The organism is Pseudomonas phytophila (genome assembly GCF_025643095.1).
GTDB classification, from domain to species: domain Bacteria; phylum Pseudomonadota; class Gammaproteobacteria; order Pseudomonadales; family Pseudomonadaceae; genus Aquipseudomonas; species Aquipseudomonas quasicaspiana.
Window position 1 is genome coordinate 4,350,032 of the sequence record NZ_CP081201.1, and the last position, 13,613, is coordinate 4,363,644.

The window sequence follows — 13,613 nt, forward strand, 5'->3', positions numbered from 1 at the left end:
CGCATAACATAAGGTTAATCAGGTATAGCAATTAGTATGCCAAGCCACTAATTTACTTGAGAAAAACACTGACAGATCGTTTCACACACGGTAATAATGCCCGCACTTTTTTTCCGGAGCTTTCTGCCGTGGCCGTCCCGCAAGCTATCTTGCCGATCTTTCTGTTGATTATTCTGGGCTATTTTCTGCGCCGTCGTGGCACGCTGACAGCGGAGAGTAACAAGGCCTTCGGCGAACTGGCTTTCAAGCTGTTCATGCCCATGGTGCTGTTCATCGGCATGGCCAAAGCCCCGTTGCATGACGGCTTGAACACGACGATTCTCGCCGCCTACTTCATACCCGCGCTGATCATCTTTGCAGGGGTGAATCTGGTCGCTCACTGGCGCATCGGTCATCCGACGCCTTTTGGCCTGACCGCAGCGTTTGGTAATAACGGGTTGATGGGTATTGCACTTGTCGCCAGTCTGTTCGGCAATCCCGGTCTGGTGCTGCTGTTCACCATTCTGGCGGTGCACAGCCTGTTGTTGTTCAGCTTCCAGAGCCTTTACAACAGCCTTGCCGGTGATGAGCCTTTCAGTTTCAAGACCCTGATTGGCAGCCTCGCCAACCCGATGATCATCGGCCTGTTGCTGGGCGTGCTGCTTAACCTGTCGGGCCTGACAATGCCGCTATGGGCCGAGCACCTCACCACCTGGCTGGCCCAGGCTGCATTGCCCTGCGCCTTGATCGTGCTCGGCGGCAATCTCGCGGGTTACCGTCTGCGGCCCAGTATCGAAGCGGTCGGGATTACAGTCGCCAAACTCCTGATCATGCCGGTACTGGTGCTGGTGACTTGCATGATTATGGGGATTAGCGGCACACCACGGGCCGTATTGATGCTGATGGCGGCGACGCCTTGCGGACTGAATGTACTGGGCTTCTCACGGACGCAAGAAGACGTACGGAAAACCAGCTCGGCCATTTGCCTGTCGACGCTGGTATCAGCGGCAACCATGCCGATGTGGATGTGGGTCGAAAGCTGGGTTTGATCATTCTGACGTCAGCCTCTTACAAGCACTCCTGAGCAGCCTGTTCGAAACTGGAAGGCGTAAAGCTGGAAGCCAGCAATCGGCGCTCATAAAGAAACACTTTGCCGCCGGCCGGGGCTTTGTATGCCTCGATCACGTTGTCCGCCGCCACAGCGCTGGAAACCACGACCCGATAATGACGCTGGCTTTGCGACAGCGTCGGCGTGAACTTGCGGTCCTGCAATTTGGGCATCAGGCAGTCTGTGTACTGCTCAGGGGACTTCGCCGTCTGCAATACCAGCGTCGGCTGATTGGGAGCAGTGGTACAACCCGCCAGCAATGAAACGGCAACCGCAGCGGTGCAAACGAGAGAAAGGCGCATGGACAAAATCCTGAACGAAAAAAATCTGCCGATTGGGCAGGGTCTTCAATGCAGGGCATTTTCCGGATTTGCGGAGGAAACAGAAGTTGTCTGTCGTGATGGTGAATATTGCCCGGAGCGATAGTTCTGCGGCTGACCGGGATTCAACCAACGGGCTGCGGGAGATCGCCTTGTGTCCCTGCCACGGCAAACATGGATCCAAGGAGCTGCCGAAAGCTGCGATCGCGCTGTAGCAGAAGAAATGCTTCGCAGCCTCCGGCAGCTCCTACAGGACCAATGTTTGCTGGGCGACAGCGCGGTGCCAGGGACGCCGAGGATGCAGGGCTAAACCACCCCCCGCTCCTCCAGCATGCGCACAAACATGGTCAGGCTGCGGGACACTGTGCCTTTGCGCCACACCAGCCAGGTGCGCAAAAAGCGGAACGCCTCTGCCATCGGCCATACGCTGACCGTGGTGCAGCCCGGCATGCTCTGCAACATGCTGCGCGGCATGAGCGCCAGACCGGCACCGGCGCTGACACACGCCAGCATGCCGTGATACGACTCCATTTCAAATATCTTGCCGGGCACCGCAGCGTCGGCGGCGAACCACTGTTCGAAGTGGTGCCGGTAGGAGCAGTTGGAGCGGAAGGCGTAAATATTCTCGCCGCTGACATCCAGCGCTCGACTGATCGGCGCATGGCTGAGCGGCGCAATCAGCACCATCTCCTCCTCGAACGCAGGCACACCTTCAAGTGCGGGATGCAAAACCGGGCCGTCGACAAACGCCGCCACCAGTCGACCGGCCAGTACGGCGTCGATCATGGTTCCGGACGGCCCGGTGGAAAGATCCAGTTCGACCTTCGAGTACTGCTGGTTATAGGCGGCGAGCAATTCGGGAATCCGCACCGCCGCCGTGCTCTCAAGCGAGCCAAGAGCAAATGATCCCTGAGGTTCTTCACCGGCAACCGTGGCGCGGGCCTCTCCTACCAGGTCGAGAATGCGCCGTGCGTAATCGAGAAAACTCCAGCCTGCGGGGGAAAGACGCAACCGGCTTTTCTCCCGAATGAACAGATCCACGCCCAGATCCTGCTCCAGCTGTTTGATCCGGGTGGTCAGGTTGGAAGGCACGCGATGAATGTACTGCGCCGCAGCGCTGATGCTGCCCTGCTCGGCAACGGCCTTGAACATTTCCAGCTGAACCAGATCCACGCCATTCTCCTTTCGTGAAAGATACGCTCAGTATTATTCAGTTTTCATAAAAATAACAACGCCGTAACCTGAACTCATTCCCCACCCAGCAGGACGGTGCAATGACTACTATCTCCAGCGTTTCCCATGCCATCTCGATCAACCCAGCCAACGGCGAACAGATCGGCCATTATTCTTTTGAATCTGATTCCTCTCTGGACGCCACTTTGTCCCGAGCTTCCACTGGGTTCGCTACCTGGCGTAAAACCCCGGTCACTCAGCGCGCACAACTGATGATTGCGCTCGCCAAAGCCTTGCGGGACAACGCAGCCAGCATGGCAAACATGATCACTCAGGAAATGGGCAAGCCGATTACCCAAGCCCGAGGCGAAATTGAAAAGTGCGCGCAGCTCTGCGAGTGGTACGCCGAACACGGCCCAGCAATGCTCAGCGCCGAACCGACGCTGGTTGAAGGCGGCAAAGCGCAAATTGAATACCGCCCGCTCGGTCCGATCCTCGCGGTAATGCCGTGGAATTTCCCGGTCTGGCAGGTACTGCGTGGCGCGGTTCCGGTACTGCTCGCGGGTAATACCTATGTGCTGAAACACGCGCCCAATGTGATGGGCAGTGCTTATCTGATGCTGGACGCCTTCAAGCGCGCGGGTTTTACCGACGGGGTCTTTGAAATCATCAACGTGACGCCAGAGGGCGTTTCCAAAGCGATTGCCGATCCACGTATCGCAGCGGTGACGCTGACTGGTAGCGTGCGGGCTGGCATGGCGATCGGCGCGCAAGCTGGCGCGGCGCTGAAGAAATGCGTGCTGGAGCTGGGCGGCTCTGACCCGTTTATTGTGCTCAACGATGCGGACCTGGACGAAGCGGTAAAAGCCGCAGTAATCGGGCGCTTCCAGAACAGCGGGCAAGTCTGCGCAGCGGCCAAGCGCCTGATTATCGAAGAAGGCGTGGTCGAGGAATTCACCCGCAAATTCGTCGAAGCAACACGTCAGCTCTCGGTCGGCGATCCATTGCTGGCAGACACTTACGTCGGCCCGATGGCGCGGTTCGATCTGCGAGATGAGCTGGATGGTCAGGTACAAGCCACGCTGAAAGAAGGCGCGACGTTGTTGCTTGGCGGCAAGAAAGCCCAAGGCGCTGGCAATTTCTATGAGCCGACGGTTTTCGCCGATGTCACTGACCAGATGACCTCGTTCAAGGAGGAGTTATTCGGCCCGGTTGCCTCAATCATTACTGCGCGGGATGCCGAACATGCCCTGGCACTGGCCAACGACAGCGAGTTCGGTCTTACCGCAACTATCTATACCCGCGACGTTGATCGGGCACGCAAAATGGCTGACGAACTGGAAACCGGTGGCGTATTCATCAACGGCTACAGCGGCAGCGATCCAAGGGTAAGCTTTGGTGGCGTGAAGAAAAGTGGGTTTGGCCGCGAGCTGTCGCACTTCGGCTTGCGCGAATTCTGCAATGCGCAGACCGTATGGCTGGATCGTCACTAAGCATCTGGTACACCTTCTGCCGCCTGCGCCAACACACAAGCAATTTTAAGCCACTGTGGCGGCGAGGCGGTGTTTCTGTCTGACCGGCTGTATCTGTGGATTTACATAGACTCTGTGGGAGCCGGGCTTGCCCGCGATAAGGTTTCGGTGATGTGCCTGGAAGACAGCGGTGTCTGTATCGCGGGCAAGCCCTGCTCCCACAATGTTATGGATTAGCCTCGCAGGATTATCTGACTGAAAAACCATCACTTGCAGGAGTGACCGGGGTGGCGCTCCGCCTTGCTCGCGAAGCGTCTAATCAGGCTCTCAATAGCAAGGAGCAGCCCCCTGGTTGCGATTTTGATAAAAACCCGTTGCGCGGATATGCGCAATGAAAATCGTTTCAGCTCAGCACAAACCCCTGCCAGACGACGATCATGCACTTTGCGCATGGGCCATTCCTAAACGTCATAACCCTATATTTTCGTGCGTGGTAGTCTCGCGCCACTACGAATAGAAGATGCCTAGAATCAGGAAACGTCATGCCCAGAATTTCCCACTTGGCGCTGCGCCAGAATTTTCGCGCGCTGCTTGCTTCACAAACCTGCTTTGAAACCGCTTCTGTCTTCGATCCGATGTCTGCACGCATCGCTGGAGACCTGGGTTTCGAGGTTGGCATCCTGGGAGGTTCAGTGGCATCCCTGCAGGTATTGGCAGCGCCGGATTTCGCGCTGATTACCCTGACTGAGTTTGCTGAACAGGCCACCCGGATCGGCCGCGTTGCACAGCTGCCGTTCATCGCAGACGCCGACCACGGTTACGGTAATGCGCTGAACGTGATGCGTACCGTTGAAGAGCTTGAGCGCGCTGGCGTCGCGGCACTGACGATTGAAGACACGCTGCTGCCTGCGCAGTTTGGCCGAAAGTCCACCGACCTGATTACCATCGAAGAAGGCATTGGCAAAGTCAAAGCTGCCCTGGAAGCACGTATCGACCCCGAGCTGTCGATCATTGCCCGGACCAATGCCGGCGTGTTGCCGGTCAAAGACATCATCGAACGTACCAAAGCCTACGAAAAGGCTGGCGCCGATGGCATCTGCATCGTCGGGATCAGTGACTTCGAGCACCTTGAACAGATCTCGGAGCACCTCACCGTGCCGCTGATGCTGGTGACCTACGGCAATCCCAAGCTCAATGACTCGCAACGTCTGGCAAGCCTGGGCGTGCGCATCATCGTCAAGGGTCATGCCGCGTACTTCGCAGCGATCAAGGCAACTTACGATTCTCTGCGCGCCCAGCGCCAGGTGACGCACAGCACCTCGAACCTGAGCGCTACCGAGTTGACCCACACCTACACCCTGCCTGAGAACTATGTGTCCTGGGCTAAAGAGTTCATGGACGTCAAAGAGTGATCACGGCGTCAGGCTTAGCCTGACGTTCACAAGGGAAAAATGACGCTGCCTTTCTTGTAGGCGGCGTTCAGATGAACCGCAGGTTCCTGCGTTTCTGAGTCGAGCATCAGCCCGGACGTGATCACCCTCGCCCCGCAGTAATCAAAGATGCCGTGATCTATCTGCGTCCTCATGGCTGACGCATAGCCGTGACGCTCATAGGTCCCCGCATCTGCACCGCCGACTCCCACCAGATGCACCTCAAGGTCTGTGAGCTTCTTGATCAGGGTCGCCTCAGCGCTGAAGTCGAACGCCCAGCCATTGGAAAAGACCCGGTCTATCCATCCCTTGAGCAACGCGGGCATGGACCACCAGTAAACCGGATATACGATGATCAATGCGTCTGCGCGATCAATGCGTGCCTGCTCGGCTGCCACGTCGGCCGGGAACGGCCCTTCTTTTCGATGGACTGCGATATCAGCAGCGGTAAAGCGTGGATCGAACCCTGAAGCGGCCAGATCGACCAGCTCGACCGTATTGGCCGCGCTTGCATCGCTGATGCCTTCCGCAATGCGCCGGGCGATGCCGTAAGTGAGAGAGCTGGAATCGGGATGGCTGACGACGATGAGTGCGTGCATGGTAAAGCTCCGACGCTGGATGATTGCTGATGGATGTTCACAGCTATATACTTTTCGTACATTAAACTTAAGTTACCTTTGGTATATAAGCGTGTCAAGCCAGCCATCAGACGCAAAGCCTCGCCAACGCATGTCTCGGGAAGGTCGCCTCAGTCAACTGCTGGAAGTGGCATGGCAAATCGTTCGCGAGGAAGGCACGGAAAGCCTGACCCTGGGGCATCTGGCGCAAATCGCAGGGGTTACCAAGCCTGTTGTCTATGACCACTTCCCCACTCGCCCGCTGCTGCTGGCCAGACTCTATGCAGATTTTGATGTTCGACAAACCTCTCGCCTGGACGAAGCATTGCGCAACAGCGATGCGACCGTGCAGGCACGAGCGAGGGTCATTGCCGACTCCTACGTCGATTGTGTGCTGCTGCAAGGCAAAGAAATCCCTGGCGTGATCGCAGCACTGAGCAGCTCTCCTGAACTGGAGAAAATCAAACGTGATTACGAGCTGATCTTCATGGACAAATGTCGAGCCGCACTGGGAAGTCACAGCAAACCGAGCCAGATTTCGAATGCCCAGTTACGCGCCATGCTCGGCGCGGCGGATGCACTGTCCAATGCCGCCGCAGTGGATGAAATTTCCGCAGACGAGGCGAAGTCCGAGCTTTATGAAATTATTCTGGCCATGACTGAAAGAGCTCATTAAGTGAGAACCCAATGATCAACGTCACAGAAGCATCTATCGCGGACCTGCGCGCCGCGCTTGAGTCAGGCCAGACCACAGCCGTCGAGCTGGTCGAGGCGTATCTGGCGCGGATTGACGCTTACGATGGTCCGCAGACGCCTACCGCACTGAATGCAGTAGTGGTTCGCAACCCTCAAGCCATTGCCGAAGCCCAGGCATCCGATGCACGTCGCGCTAACGGCAAGACGCTTGGCCCGCTGGACGGCATTCCCTACACGGCCAAAGACAGCTACCTGGTCAAAGGCCTCACCGCCGCATCGGGAAGCCCTGCATTTGTCGATCTGGTTGCTCAGCACGATGCCTTTACTATTGGCCGACTTCGCGCCGCCGGGGCGATCTGTCTGGGCAAGACCAATATGCCGCCGATGGCTAACGGCGGCATGCAACGTGGGGTCTATGGCCGTGCCGAGAGTCCTTACAACGCTGACTACCTGACCGCCCCGTTTGCTTCCGGCTCATCGAATGGCGCGGGTACCGCAACCGCCGCCAGCTTTGCCGCCTTCGGTATGGCTGAGGAAACCTGGTCCAGTGGCCGAGGCCCTGCCTCCAACAACGGCCTTTGTGCCTACACCCCTTCGCGCGGAGTGATATCGGTGCGCGGCAACTGGCCGCTGACGCCGACCATGGACGTTGTGGTGCCTTACGCCAGAACCATGGCTGACCTGCTTGAAGTGCTCGATGTGATCGTTGCAGAAGATCCCGACACCCGTGGCGATCTGTGGCGGTTGCAGCCTTGGGTAGAGCTTCCAGGGGTGGCCGCGGTGCGCCCTGTTTCCTATGCTGAACTTGCCGCAGACGCACAGACGCTCGCCGGCAAACGCTTCGGTGTGCCGCGTATGTACATCAATGCCGATCCGCTGGCAGGTACGGCGGAGAAACCTGGTATTGGCGGCCCGACCGGGCAGCGCATCATCACCCGCCCCTCCGTCATCGATTTATGGCAAGAAGCGCGTAAGGCGCTCGAAGCCGCTGGAGCTGAAGTCATCGAAGTGGATTTCCCGCTGGTGTCGAACTGCGAAGGTGATCGTCCCGGTGCGCCGACTGTGTTTACACGTGGGCTGGTTTCCAAAGAGTTCCTGCATCACGAACTATGGGATTTGTCGGCCTGGGCGTTCGATGAATTCCTGCGCGCCAATGGCGACCCGGCGCTGAATCGTCTGGCCGATGTCGACGGGGCGAAAATCTTCCCCCACGACCCAGGCACCCTGCCCAACCGTGAAGACGATCTGGCTGCTGGCATGGATGAATATGTGCGCATGGCCGAGCGCGGGATCACGCCCTGGAATGAGATTCCCACTTTGCCGGATGGCTTGCGCGGACTGGAGCAGACGCGTCGCATCGATCTGGAAGACTGGATGGAAGGTCTGGGCCTTGATGCGGTGCTGTTTCCAACGGTGGCCGATGTGGGTCCGGCCAACGCCGATGTCGACCTGCAATCAGCCGATATCGCCTGGAGCAATGGCGTGTGGGTAGCCAACGGAAATCTCGCTATTCGCCACTTGGGAGTGCCGACCGTCACCGTGCCAATGGGCGTAATGGCCGATATTGGCATGCCGATAGGGCTTACGTTTGCAGGACGTGCGTATGACGACTCGAACCTGCTGCGCTTTGCTTCGGCATTTGAATCGATGGGCAGTAAGCGGATGATCCCGCCAAGAACGCCTACTTTGAAGTGATGGCATCCGCGATCAGGCCTGGACTTGCCCCATGAGGACTGTCTGAGTCTGGCGCCCTTGCACACTCAGCCCGCGAGACGGGCTGAGCTCTTGTCCGTGTTGGCTGCGCAATGTTTGAGCAAGGCTTTGATTGAGCCGCGAACATTACGCTTGCCCAGTTCCTTGGCTTTAAACCAGCGGCAGTCATCAATCTCGTTGGATGCTCGCGGCTTCTGGTGTTCTGCACGCTGAGCCTCGAAGAGGAAGTGAACGACTTTGTCGTCCTGGTATTCCGAAACGTAGGCAAGCTGATCGAAGGTCAACCCGGTCTCTTCTGCCATTTCACGCATGGCAGCCTGCAACGGTGTTTCGCCCTGCTCGACGCGGCCACCGGGCAGGTTCCATTTGGCGTTGCGCTTGCGAACGAAAAGTATCTCGCCGTGATGACGGCAAATCACGGTGGCACGTCTTTTCAGGCTTTTATGCCCGGAGGTTGCAGCTTCCGTTGCACCCATGGTCGTTCCTTCAAAACGTTTATCTATCAGAAAGCCAATGCGGCAAATGCTCTTCGACGACTGTGCGCCATGCTTGTGTCGATATGATGACCATTGTGGTCGCTGGGAAGTTCAGCTACGAGCGCTCCATAAAGCAAACATGCAAACCCGCCACCTGATTCCGGGGGCTGTGCTCCCGATTCTCTTTCTGGAGCCCATCCGTCATGATGCGACGCGATGCCAAAGTCGAAAAGGTCTACCCCTCCCCCAACCGGTCGAAGTTCAAAGCCTCTAAAGGGTGTGGAAAAATATAAAATGAAAAAATTCTCCTATAACGAAAATATTGATGCATTTGAAATATCGGAACATTTCTTTTTGGAGGGTTTAAAACAGGCCCAAAAAAAAGGCCATAGAAACATCAGAATCATGAGAGATAACGCTGTCGTCCGTTCAACCGTGCTGGACTTGAGCCCACTCGCACTTAGTGATTCAGTAGAAACTCTCAATATCTCGCAAGAAATCAACCTTAACAAGGTTGATTTCTCACCACTCTACACATGCTCGTCTTTAAGAGCGTTAACAATTTCATACCTGAAAGATGCATTAGACTTTGCAAAGCTTACTTCGCTGAAAACGCTATACATTATGAAAGCACAGGACAAAATAGAAAGCTTGCACATTAGCAATGTCAAGGACTTATTACTCGCAGGTATAAAAAATAAAGACCTGACCTTTCTTCTGGCGCCAAAACTCGAAACGCTAAGGGTCAGTGGAGGCAACCTGGAGTCATTCGAAGGTTTACAGACAAGTAAAATTCTTGTCGATGTTGAGATAGGTCACTGTGCCAAACTTATTGACATCAGCCAATTAAGCGAACTCACAGAGCTGAAGAAACTCTCCATAGAAAAATGCAAGCACATAAGGGATTATTCGTTTCTCTCTGGCAATAATACATTGGAAAAATTTTTTGCATCCGAACTGGATTCACTCAGTTTCATCCCAAGCCTTAAGAAAATTCAGTCCGTAAAATTCTGGGAAGTCAAAGGCGGAGATTTACAGCCGTTGTTAGATTCAAAGACGCTAAAGCGTGTTGATTTTTTCCCACAGAAGAAAAATTATACGCATACCAAAGAAGAAATTAACAATCTACTTCAACGCTAGACCCAAACATGCGACCAGACGCCTACATCTGTAGAAGATTACGAAGCCCTGCTGCCGTGGAACTGCTCACCAGAGATACCTCGCTTAACCAGCCTTATTTTTTGACAGGTGGGGTTAATAGCGCGGATACCTTCAGCTTTCAGGTCGGGATGTGATCTCTGAGCTGGCCCCATAACTGTAGGAGCTGCCGAAGGCTGCGATGCATTTCTCCCGATACACCGCGATCGCAGCCTTCGGCAGCTCCTACAGGCCCTATGTTTGCCGCGAGACAGCGTGGTATCAGGTACACCGGGGCGGCTCTCATCAAACAACACGTAACTATCTGAATTCACAAATAATCGGTGGGACCGAATTCATTCGGGAAGAGGCCATTACATCTGCCGCATTTTTATCGCCAGGAATGCCGCCTTCCCGGATGAAGTGGAGCGCCACCCCGGCCGTTCCACCAGCCCTCTGTTTGCTGTGCGACAGCGTGGTGTCAGGGACACAGGGGCGACTCCTGCAGGCCTATCGTTTGATAAGCGGCTGCGGTAACACATTCATCTCAATGTCACTGGCCTGTGCAACGCTGAAGCTAGTGTATTCGCCCCCATTTTTGAGGTATGCCCCATGAGACTCGCCTCCTACAACGTCGAAAACCTGTTCAATCGCGCCAAGGCGATGAGTCTCGATGGGTGGGCGGAAGGCAAGCCAACGCTGGAGCGCTTCGCAAAACTCAATGCGCTGCTGGGACAGGAAACCTACTCCGTCGCCGACAAGACAGCCATGGTGAAATTGCTGGCCGAACTCGGGCTCAGCCGATCAGACCGCGGCCCATTCGTGATGCTTCGGCAAAACCGCGGCAACCTGGTCAAACGGCCCCGTAACAGTGAGATGACAATCGTCGCCAATGGCCGTGCGGACTGGACCGGTTCGCTTGAACTGATTCAGGCCCCGGTTGACGAAGAAGCCATGCGTAATACCGCCAGAGTGATGATTGATCTGCAGGCAGACGTACTGGCAGTGGTCGAAGCGGAAAGCAGGCCAGCCCTTCGTGACTTCAATGCAGAAATCATCAGCGGGCTCGGCGGCGATGTGTTCAGCCATGTCATGTTGATCGACGGCAACGACGAGCGCGGCATTGATGTCGGAGTCACGACCAAGGCAGGATTCCCCATCGGCCTCATGCGTAGTCACGTTGACGACAGCGATGACGGAGGCCAGCTGATTTTTTCCAGGGATTGCCCGGAGTTTTACCTGTCCATGCCATCCGGCGCGCGACTTGTGTTGCTCGTCAATCACCTGAAAAGCAAAGGCTACGGCAGCCTCACCGACTCGGCGAAAAGACGGCTTGCCCAGGCCACCAGAGTGAAGGAAATCTACAACTCGCTCATCGAGCAAGGCGAACAGTATGTCGCCGTGGTGGGCGACTTCAATGACACGCCAGACAGCGACGCGTTGAAACCGCTGCTCCAGGACTCGACCCTGAAGGACGCATTTACCCATGAGCATTTCAACGACGGCGGCTATCCCGGAACGTACGGCTCGTGCAACGCCTCCAACAAAATCGATTACCTGCTGCTGTCTCCGGAACTGTTCAAAAAAGTCAGCGCTGGCGGGGTTTTCCGCAAGGGCATGTGGCCAGGCTCCAGGCCTGTACGCTGGGAAACGTACCCCGAACTGACCCGCAAAGAGAATGCGGGTTCTGACCATGCGGCGGTCTGGGTTGATCTGGATATTTAATTCGAGGAGCAACGAGGCAATACCTGATCAATCAACTTTCGAGATTCAAACGCTCCGACATCTTGACCAGCGTCGCCAGGGAATCCGCGCCCATTTTCCGCATCAACGCGCCACGCCGAACTTTCACGGTTATTTCGCTGACCCCCAGTCGTGCAGCCACTTGCTTGTTGAGCAGCCCCTGAACCACCAGTTCCATGACCTCTCGCTCGCCGTCATTCAGATTGGCGTGGCACTGCTTCAACTGATCAGTCCGGGCCGCCGCTTCACGGGTTTGCTTGTCCTGACTCAAACCCTGGCTGATGGCGTCGAGCAGATCCTGCTCACGGAACGGCTTGGTCAGAAATTCGATGGCGCCCGCCTTCATGGCTTTTACCGACATGGGGATATCGCCATGCCCGGTGATAAAAATCACCGGCAGTGAAATACACAGTCGCGCCATTTCTCGCTGGAAATCCAGCCCGCTCATCCCCGGCATACGCACATCCAGCACCAGACAAGCGGGCACATCGGGCAATGTGGCGTCCATGAATTCGCGAGCGGAACCGAACGTCATGCACCCCAGACCGACCGACGCCATGAGGTCTTCCAGAGACTCACGCACCGAGCGGTCGTCATCGACGATGTAAACCATGTCGGCAGCGCTTTCAACGGTAATCTCAGGCATCGGGTTCTCGGGCAATAACGGGCAGCGTGAAGTGAAAAGTAGCGCCAAACGGTGAATGGGTCGAGGCCCAGATCCGGCCATCATGGGCTTCGATAATGGAACGGCTGATGGGCAAACCCATTCCCATGCCTTCTGGTCGGGTCGTGTAGAAGGCGTCGAACACCCGCTCACAATCGCGCGGCAACAGGCCGTTGCCTTGATCGGTAATCGAGAAGCGCAGTTGCTGGGGCGATTCAAGCACCACATTGCATTCCAGCGTTCGCCGCTCGGGACTTACCTGACGCATCGCATCAACCGCATTCATGGCCAGATTGAGGATGACTTGCTGAATCTGCACCTCGTCAGCCAACACGGGAGGCAAGCCTTCTTCGACTTGCACGTGCAGCGCGATCTCCTGCTCAGCCAACTCCCCGGCGATCAACCGCAGAGCCCCTTTGACGGTATCTTCGACGTTCAACCACTGCTTGGTCGGCGCCTGATGCTTCGCCAGGCTGCGCAGCCGGGCGATGATTTCACTGGCGCGATGTGTGTCTTCGATGATGCGCTCCACCGCCTGCCGGGCTTTCGGCAGGTTGGGAGGATCCGCAGCGATCCAGCGCAGACAGGCGCTACCGCTGGTGGCTGTGGCCGCCAGTGGCTGGTTCAACTCATGGGCAATAGAGGCGGCAAGCTCGCCCAGTACATTGACCCGGGCGACATGCTCCAGGTGCGCGCGGGTCTCGTGTACGGCGCGAATTGCCGCCGACAGACGCAACGCCAGCCAGGTCGTGCAGGCAATGGCCGCGAGGCTGATCAGCACATTGACCAGTCCCGACTCCGTATCGCCAAAGCGCGTGAACCGGTAACTCAGAATCGTCAGTACCATACAGACGAGGGACACCCCCGCCACCGCCCGCGCGGGCAGAAACCTGGCGGCGATCAGCACCACGATGACTTGAAAGACCCCGACCGCAATTTCAAGATCGGTGACCGTATCAATTGCAGCAATCCCCAACGCCAACGCGAACAACAGGACCAAACGAAGCGTTAATCGAGTCCGTCTCACTGGATCACCATCGCGCATTACCCCATCAGGATTGCAGACGCAGAGTGTATAGCGGCCC

13 protein-coding genes are annotated in these 13,613 nt (G+C 56.5%); 7 read left to right on the plus strand and 6 right to left on the minus strand.

Annotated features, from left to right (window positions below; translation table 11 throughout):
• Window positions 1-128: 128 nt before the first annotated feature.
• Window positions 129-1,028 carry an AEC family transporter gene (locus K3169_RS19595; RefSeq protein WP_263267549.1) on the plus strand — a complete coding sequence of 300 codons (900 nt, stop codon included), beginning with the start codon at window positions 129-131 and terminating at the stop codon, window positions 1,026-1,028.
• Between the two features lie 19 nt (window positions 1,029-1,047).
• On the opposite strand, the gene K3169_RS19600 is transcribed toward K3169_RS19595, so the two are convergent.
• Complete coding sequence (locus tag K3169_RS19600; RefSeq protein WP_263267551.1) at window positions 1,048-1,389, minus strand: hypothetical protein; 342 nt, start codon at window positions 1,387-1,389, stop codon at window positions 1,048-1,050.
• Between the two features lie 324 nt (window positions 1,390-1,713).
• The gene (ptrR, locus tag K3169_RS19605) at window positions 1,714-2,580 is read right to left on the minus strand and encodes a putrescine utilization regulator PtrR (RefSeq protein ID WP_263267553.1); all 867 of its coding nucleotides are present in this window, start codon (window positions 2,578-2,580) and stop codon (window positions 1,714-1,716) included.
• 101 nt (window positions 2,581-2,681) lie between these two features.
• Between ptrR and K3169_RS19610 the strand changes: the two genes are divergently transcribed.
• On the plus strand, window positions 2,682-4,073 hold the full coding sequence (locus tag K3169_RS19610; protein WP_263267555.1) for an aldehyde dehydrogenase family protein: 1,392 nt from the start codon (window positions 2,682-2,684) through the stop codon (window positions 4,071-4,073).
• 521 nt (window positions 4,074-4,594) lie between these two features.
• Window positions 4,595-5,464, plus strand: a complete 870-nt coding sequence (locus tag K3169_RS19615) for an oxaloacetate decarboxylase (protein WP_027899169.1) — start codon at window positions 4,595-4,597, stop codon at window positions 5,462-5,464.
• Between the two features lie 26 nt (window positions 5,465-5,490).
• On the opposite strand, the gene K3169_RS19620 is transcribed toward K3169_RS19615, so the two are convergent.
• On the minus strand, window positions 5,491-6,081 hold the full coding sequence (locus K3169_RS19620) for an NAD(P)H-dependent oxidoreductase (protein ID WP_231676605.1): 591 nt from the start codon (window positions 6,079-6,081) through the stop codon (window positions 5,491-5,493).
• Window positions 6,082-6,211: 130 nt separating this feature from the next.
• On the opposite strand from K3169_RS19620, the gene K3169_RS19625 reads away from it, so the two are divergent.
• Window positions 6,212-6,775, plus strand: a complete 564-nt coding sequence (locus tag K3169_RS19625; RefSeq protein WP_231676745.1) for a TetR/AcrR family transcriptional regulator — start codon at window positions 6,212-6,214, stop codon at window positions 6,773-6,775.
• Between the two features lie 11 nt (window positions 6,776-6,786).
• Complete coding sequence (locus K3169_RS19630; protein WP_263267560.1) at window positions 6,787-8,490, plus strand: amidase; 1,704 nt, start codon at window positions 6,787-6,789, stop codon at window positions 8,488-8,490.
• Window positions 8,491-8,555: 65 nt separating this feature from the next.
• Here the strand turns inward: K3169_RS19630 and K3169_RS19635 are convergent, their stop codons facing one another.
• The gene (locus K3169_RS19635) at window positions 8,556-8,984 is read right to left on the minus strand and encodes an NUDIX hydrolase (protein WP_263267562.1); all 429 of its coding nucleotides are present in this window, start codon (window positions 8,982-8,984) and stop codon (window positions 8,556-8,558) included.
• Window positions 8,985-9,278: 294 nt separating this feature from the next.
• Between K3169_RS19635 and K3169_RS19640 the strand changes: the two genes are divergently transcribed.
• Both K3169_RS19640 and K3169_RS19645 read left to right on the plus strand, forming a co-directional pair.
• Window positions 9,279-10,124 carry a hypothetical protein gene (locus K3169_RS19640; protein ID WP_263267563.1) on the plus strand — a complete coding sequence of 282 codons (846 nt, stop codon included), beginning with the start codon at window positions 9,279-9,281 and terminating at the stop codon, window positions 10,122-10,124.
• A 609-nt stretch (window positions 10,125-10,733) separates the two neighbouring features.
• On the plus strand, window positions 10,734-11,846 hold the full coding sequence (locus K3169_RS19645) for an endonuclease/exonuclease/phosphatase family protein (protein ID WP_263267565.1): 1,113 nt from the start codon (window positions 10,734-10,736) through the stop codon (window positions 11,844-11,846).
• 31 nt (window positions 11,847-11,877) lie between these two features.
• On the opposite strand, the gene K3169_RS19650 is transcribed toward K3169_RS19645, so the two are convergent.
• Together K3169_RS19650 and K3169_RS19655 are read right to left on the minus strand one after the other, a co-directional pair.
• Window positions 11,878-12,510: a response regulator transcription factor gene (locus K3169_RS19650; protein ID WP_263267567.1), complete on the minus strand. Its 633-nt coding sequence runs from the start codon at window positions 12,508-12,510 to the stop codon at window positions 11,878-11,880.
• Window positions 12,503-13,573 (minus strand): sensor histidine kinase, encoded by a 1,071-nt coding sequence (locus tag K3169_RS19655; RefSeq protein ID WP_263267569.1) that lies wholly within the window; start codon window positions 13,571-13,573, stop codon window positions 12,503-12,505. The genes K3169_RS19650 and K3169_RS19655 overlap by 8 nt, the downstream gene beginning before the upstream one ends.
• Between the last annotated feature and the right edge of the window lie 40 nt (window positions 13,574-13,613).

Excerpts from the sequence above, each read along its gene's own strand:
- K3169_RS19630 (WP_263267560.1), top strand. The coding sequence starts at position 6,787 with ATGATCAACGTCACAGAAGCATCTATCGCGGACCTGCGCGCCGCGCTT.
- K3169_RS19600 (WP_263267551.1), bottom strand. The coding sequence starts at position 1,389 with ATGCGCCTTTCTCTCGTTTGCACCGCTGCGGTTGCCGTTTCATTGCTG.
- K3169_RS19635 (WP_263267562.1), bottom strand. The coding sequence starts at position 8,984 with ATGGGTGCAACGGAAGCTGCAACCTCCGGGCATAAAAGCCTGAAAAGA.
- K3169_RS19615 (WP_027899169.1), top strand. The coding sequence starts at position 4,595 with ATGCCCAGAATTTCCCACTTGGCGCTGCGCCAGAATTTTCGCGCGCTG.
- K3169_RS19625 (WP_231676745.1), top strand. The coding sequence starts at position 6,212 with ATGTCTCGGGAAGGTCGCCTCAGTCAACTGCTGGAAGTGGCATGGCAA.
- K3169_RS19620 (WP_231676605.1), bottom strand. The coding sequence starts at position 6,081 with ATGCACGCACTCATCGTCGTCAGCCATCCCGATTCCAGCTCTCTCACT.
- K3169_RS19650 (WP_263267567.1), bottom strand. The coding sequence starts at position 12,510 with ATGCCTGAGATTACCGTTGAAAGCGCTGCCGACATGGTTTACATCGTC.
- K3169_RS19645 (WP_263267565.1), top strand. The coding sequence starts at position 10,734 with ATGAGACTCGCCTCCTACAACGTCGAAAACCTGTTCAATCGCGCCAAG.
- K3169_RS19655 (WP_263267569.1), bottom strand. The coding sequence starts at position 13,573 with ATGCGCGATGGTGATCCAGTGAGACGGACTCGATTAACGCTTCGTTTG.
- K3169_RS19640 (WP_263267563.1), top strand. The coding sequence starts at position 9,279 with ATGAAAAAATTCTCCTATAACGAAAATATTGATGCATTTGAAATATCG.
- K3169_RS19610 (WP_263267555.1), top strand. The coding sequence starts at position 2,682 with ATGACTACTATCTCCAGCGTTTCCCATGCCATCTCGATCAACCCAGCC.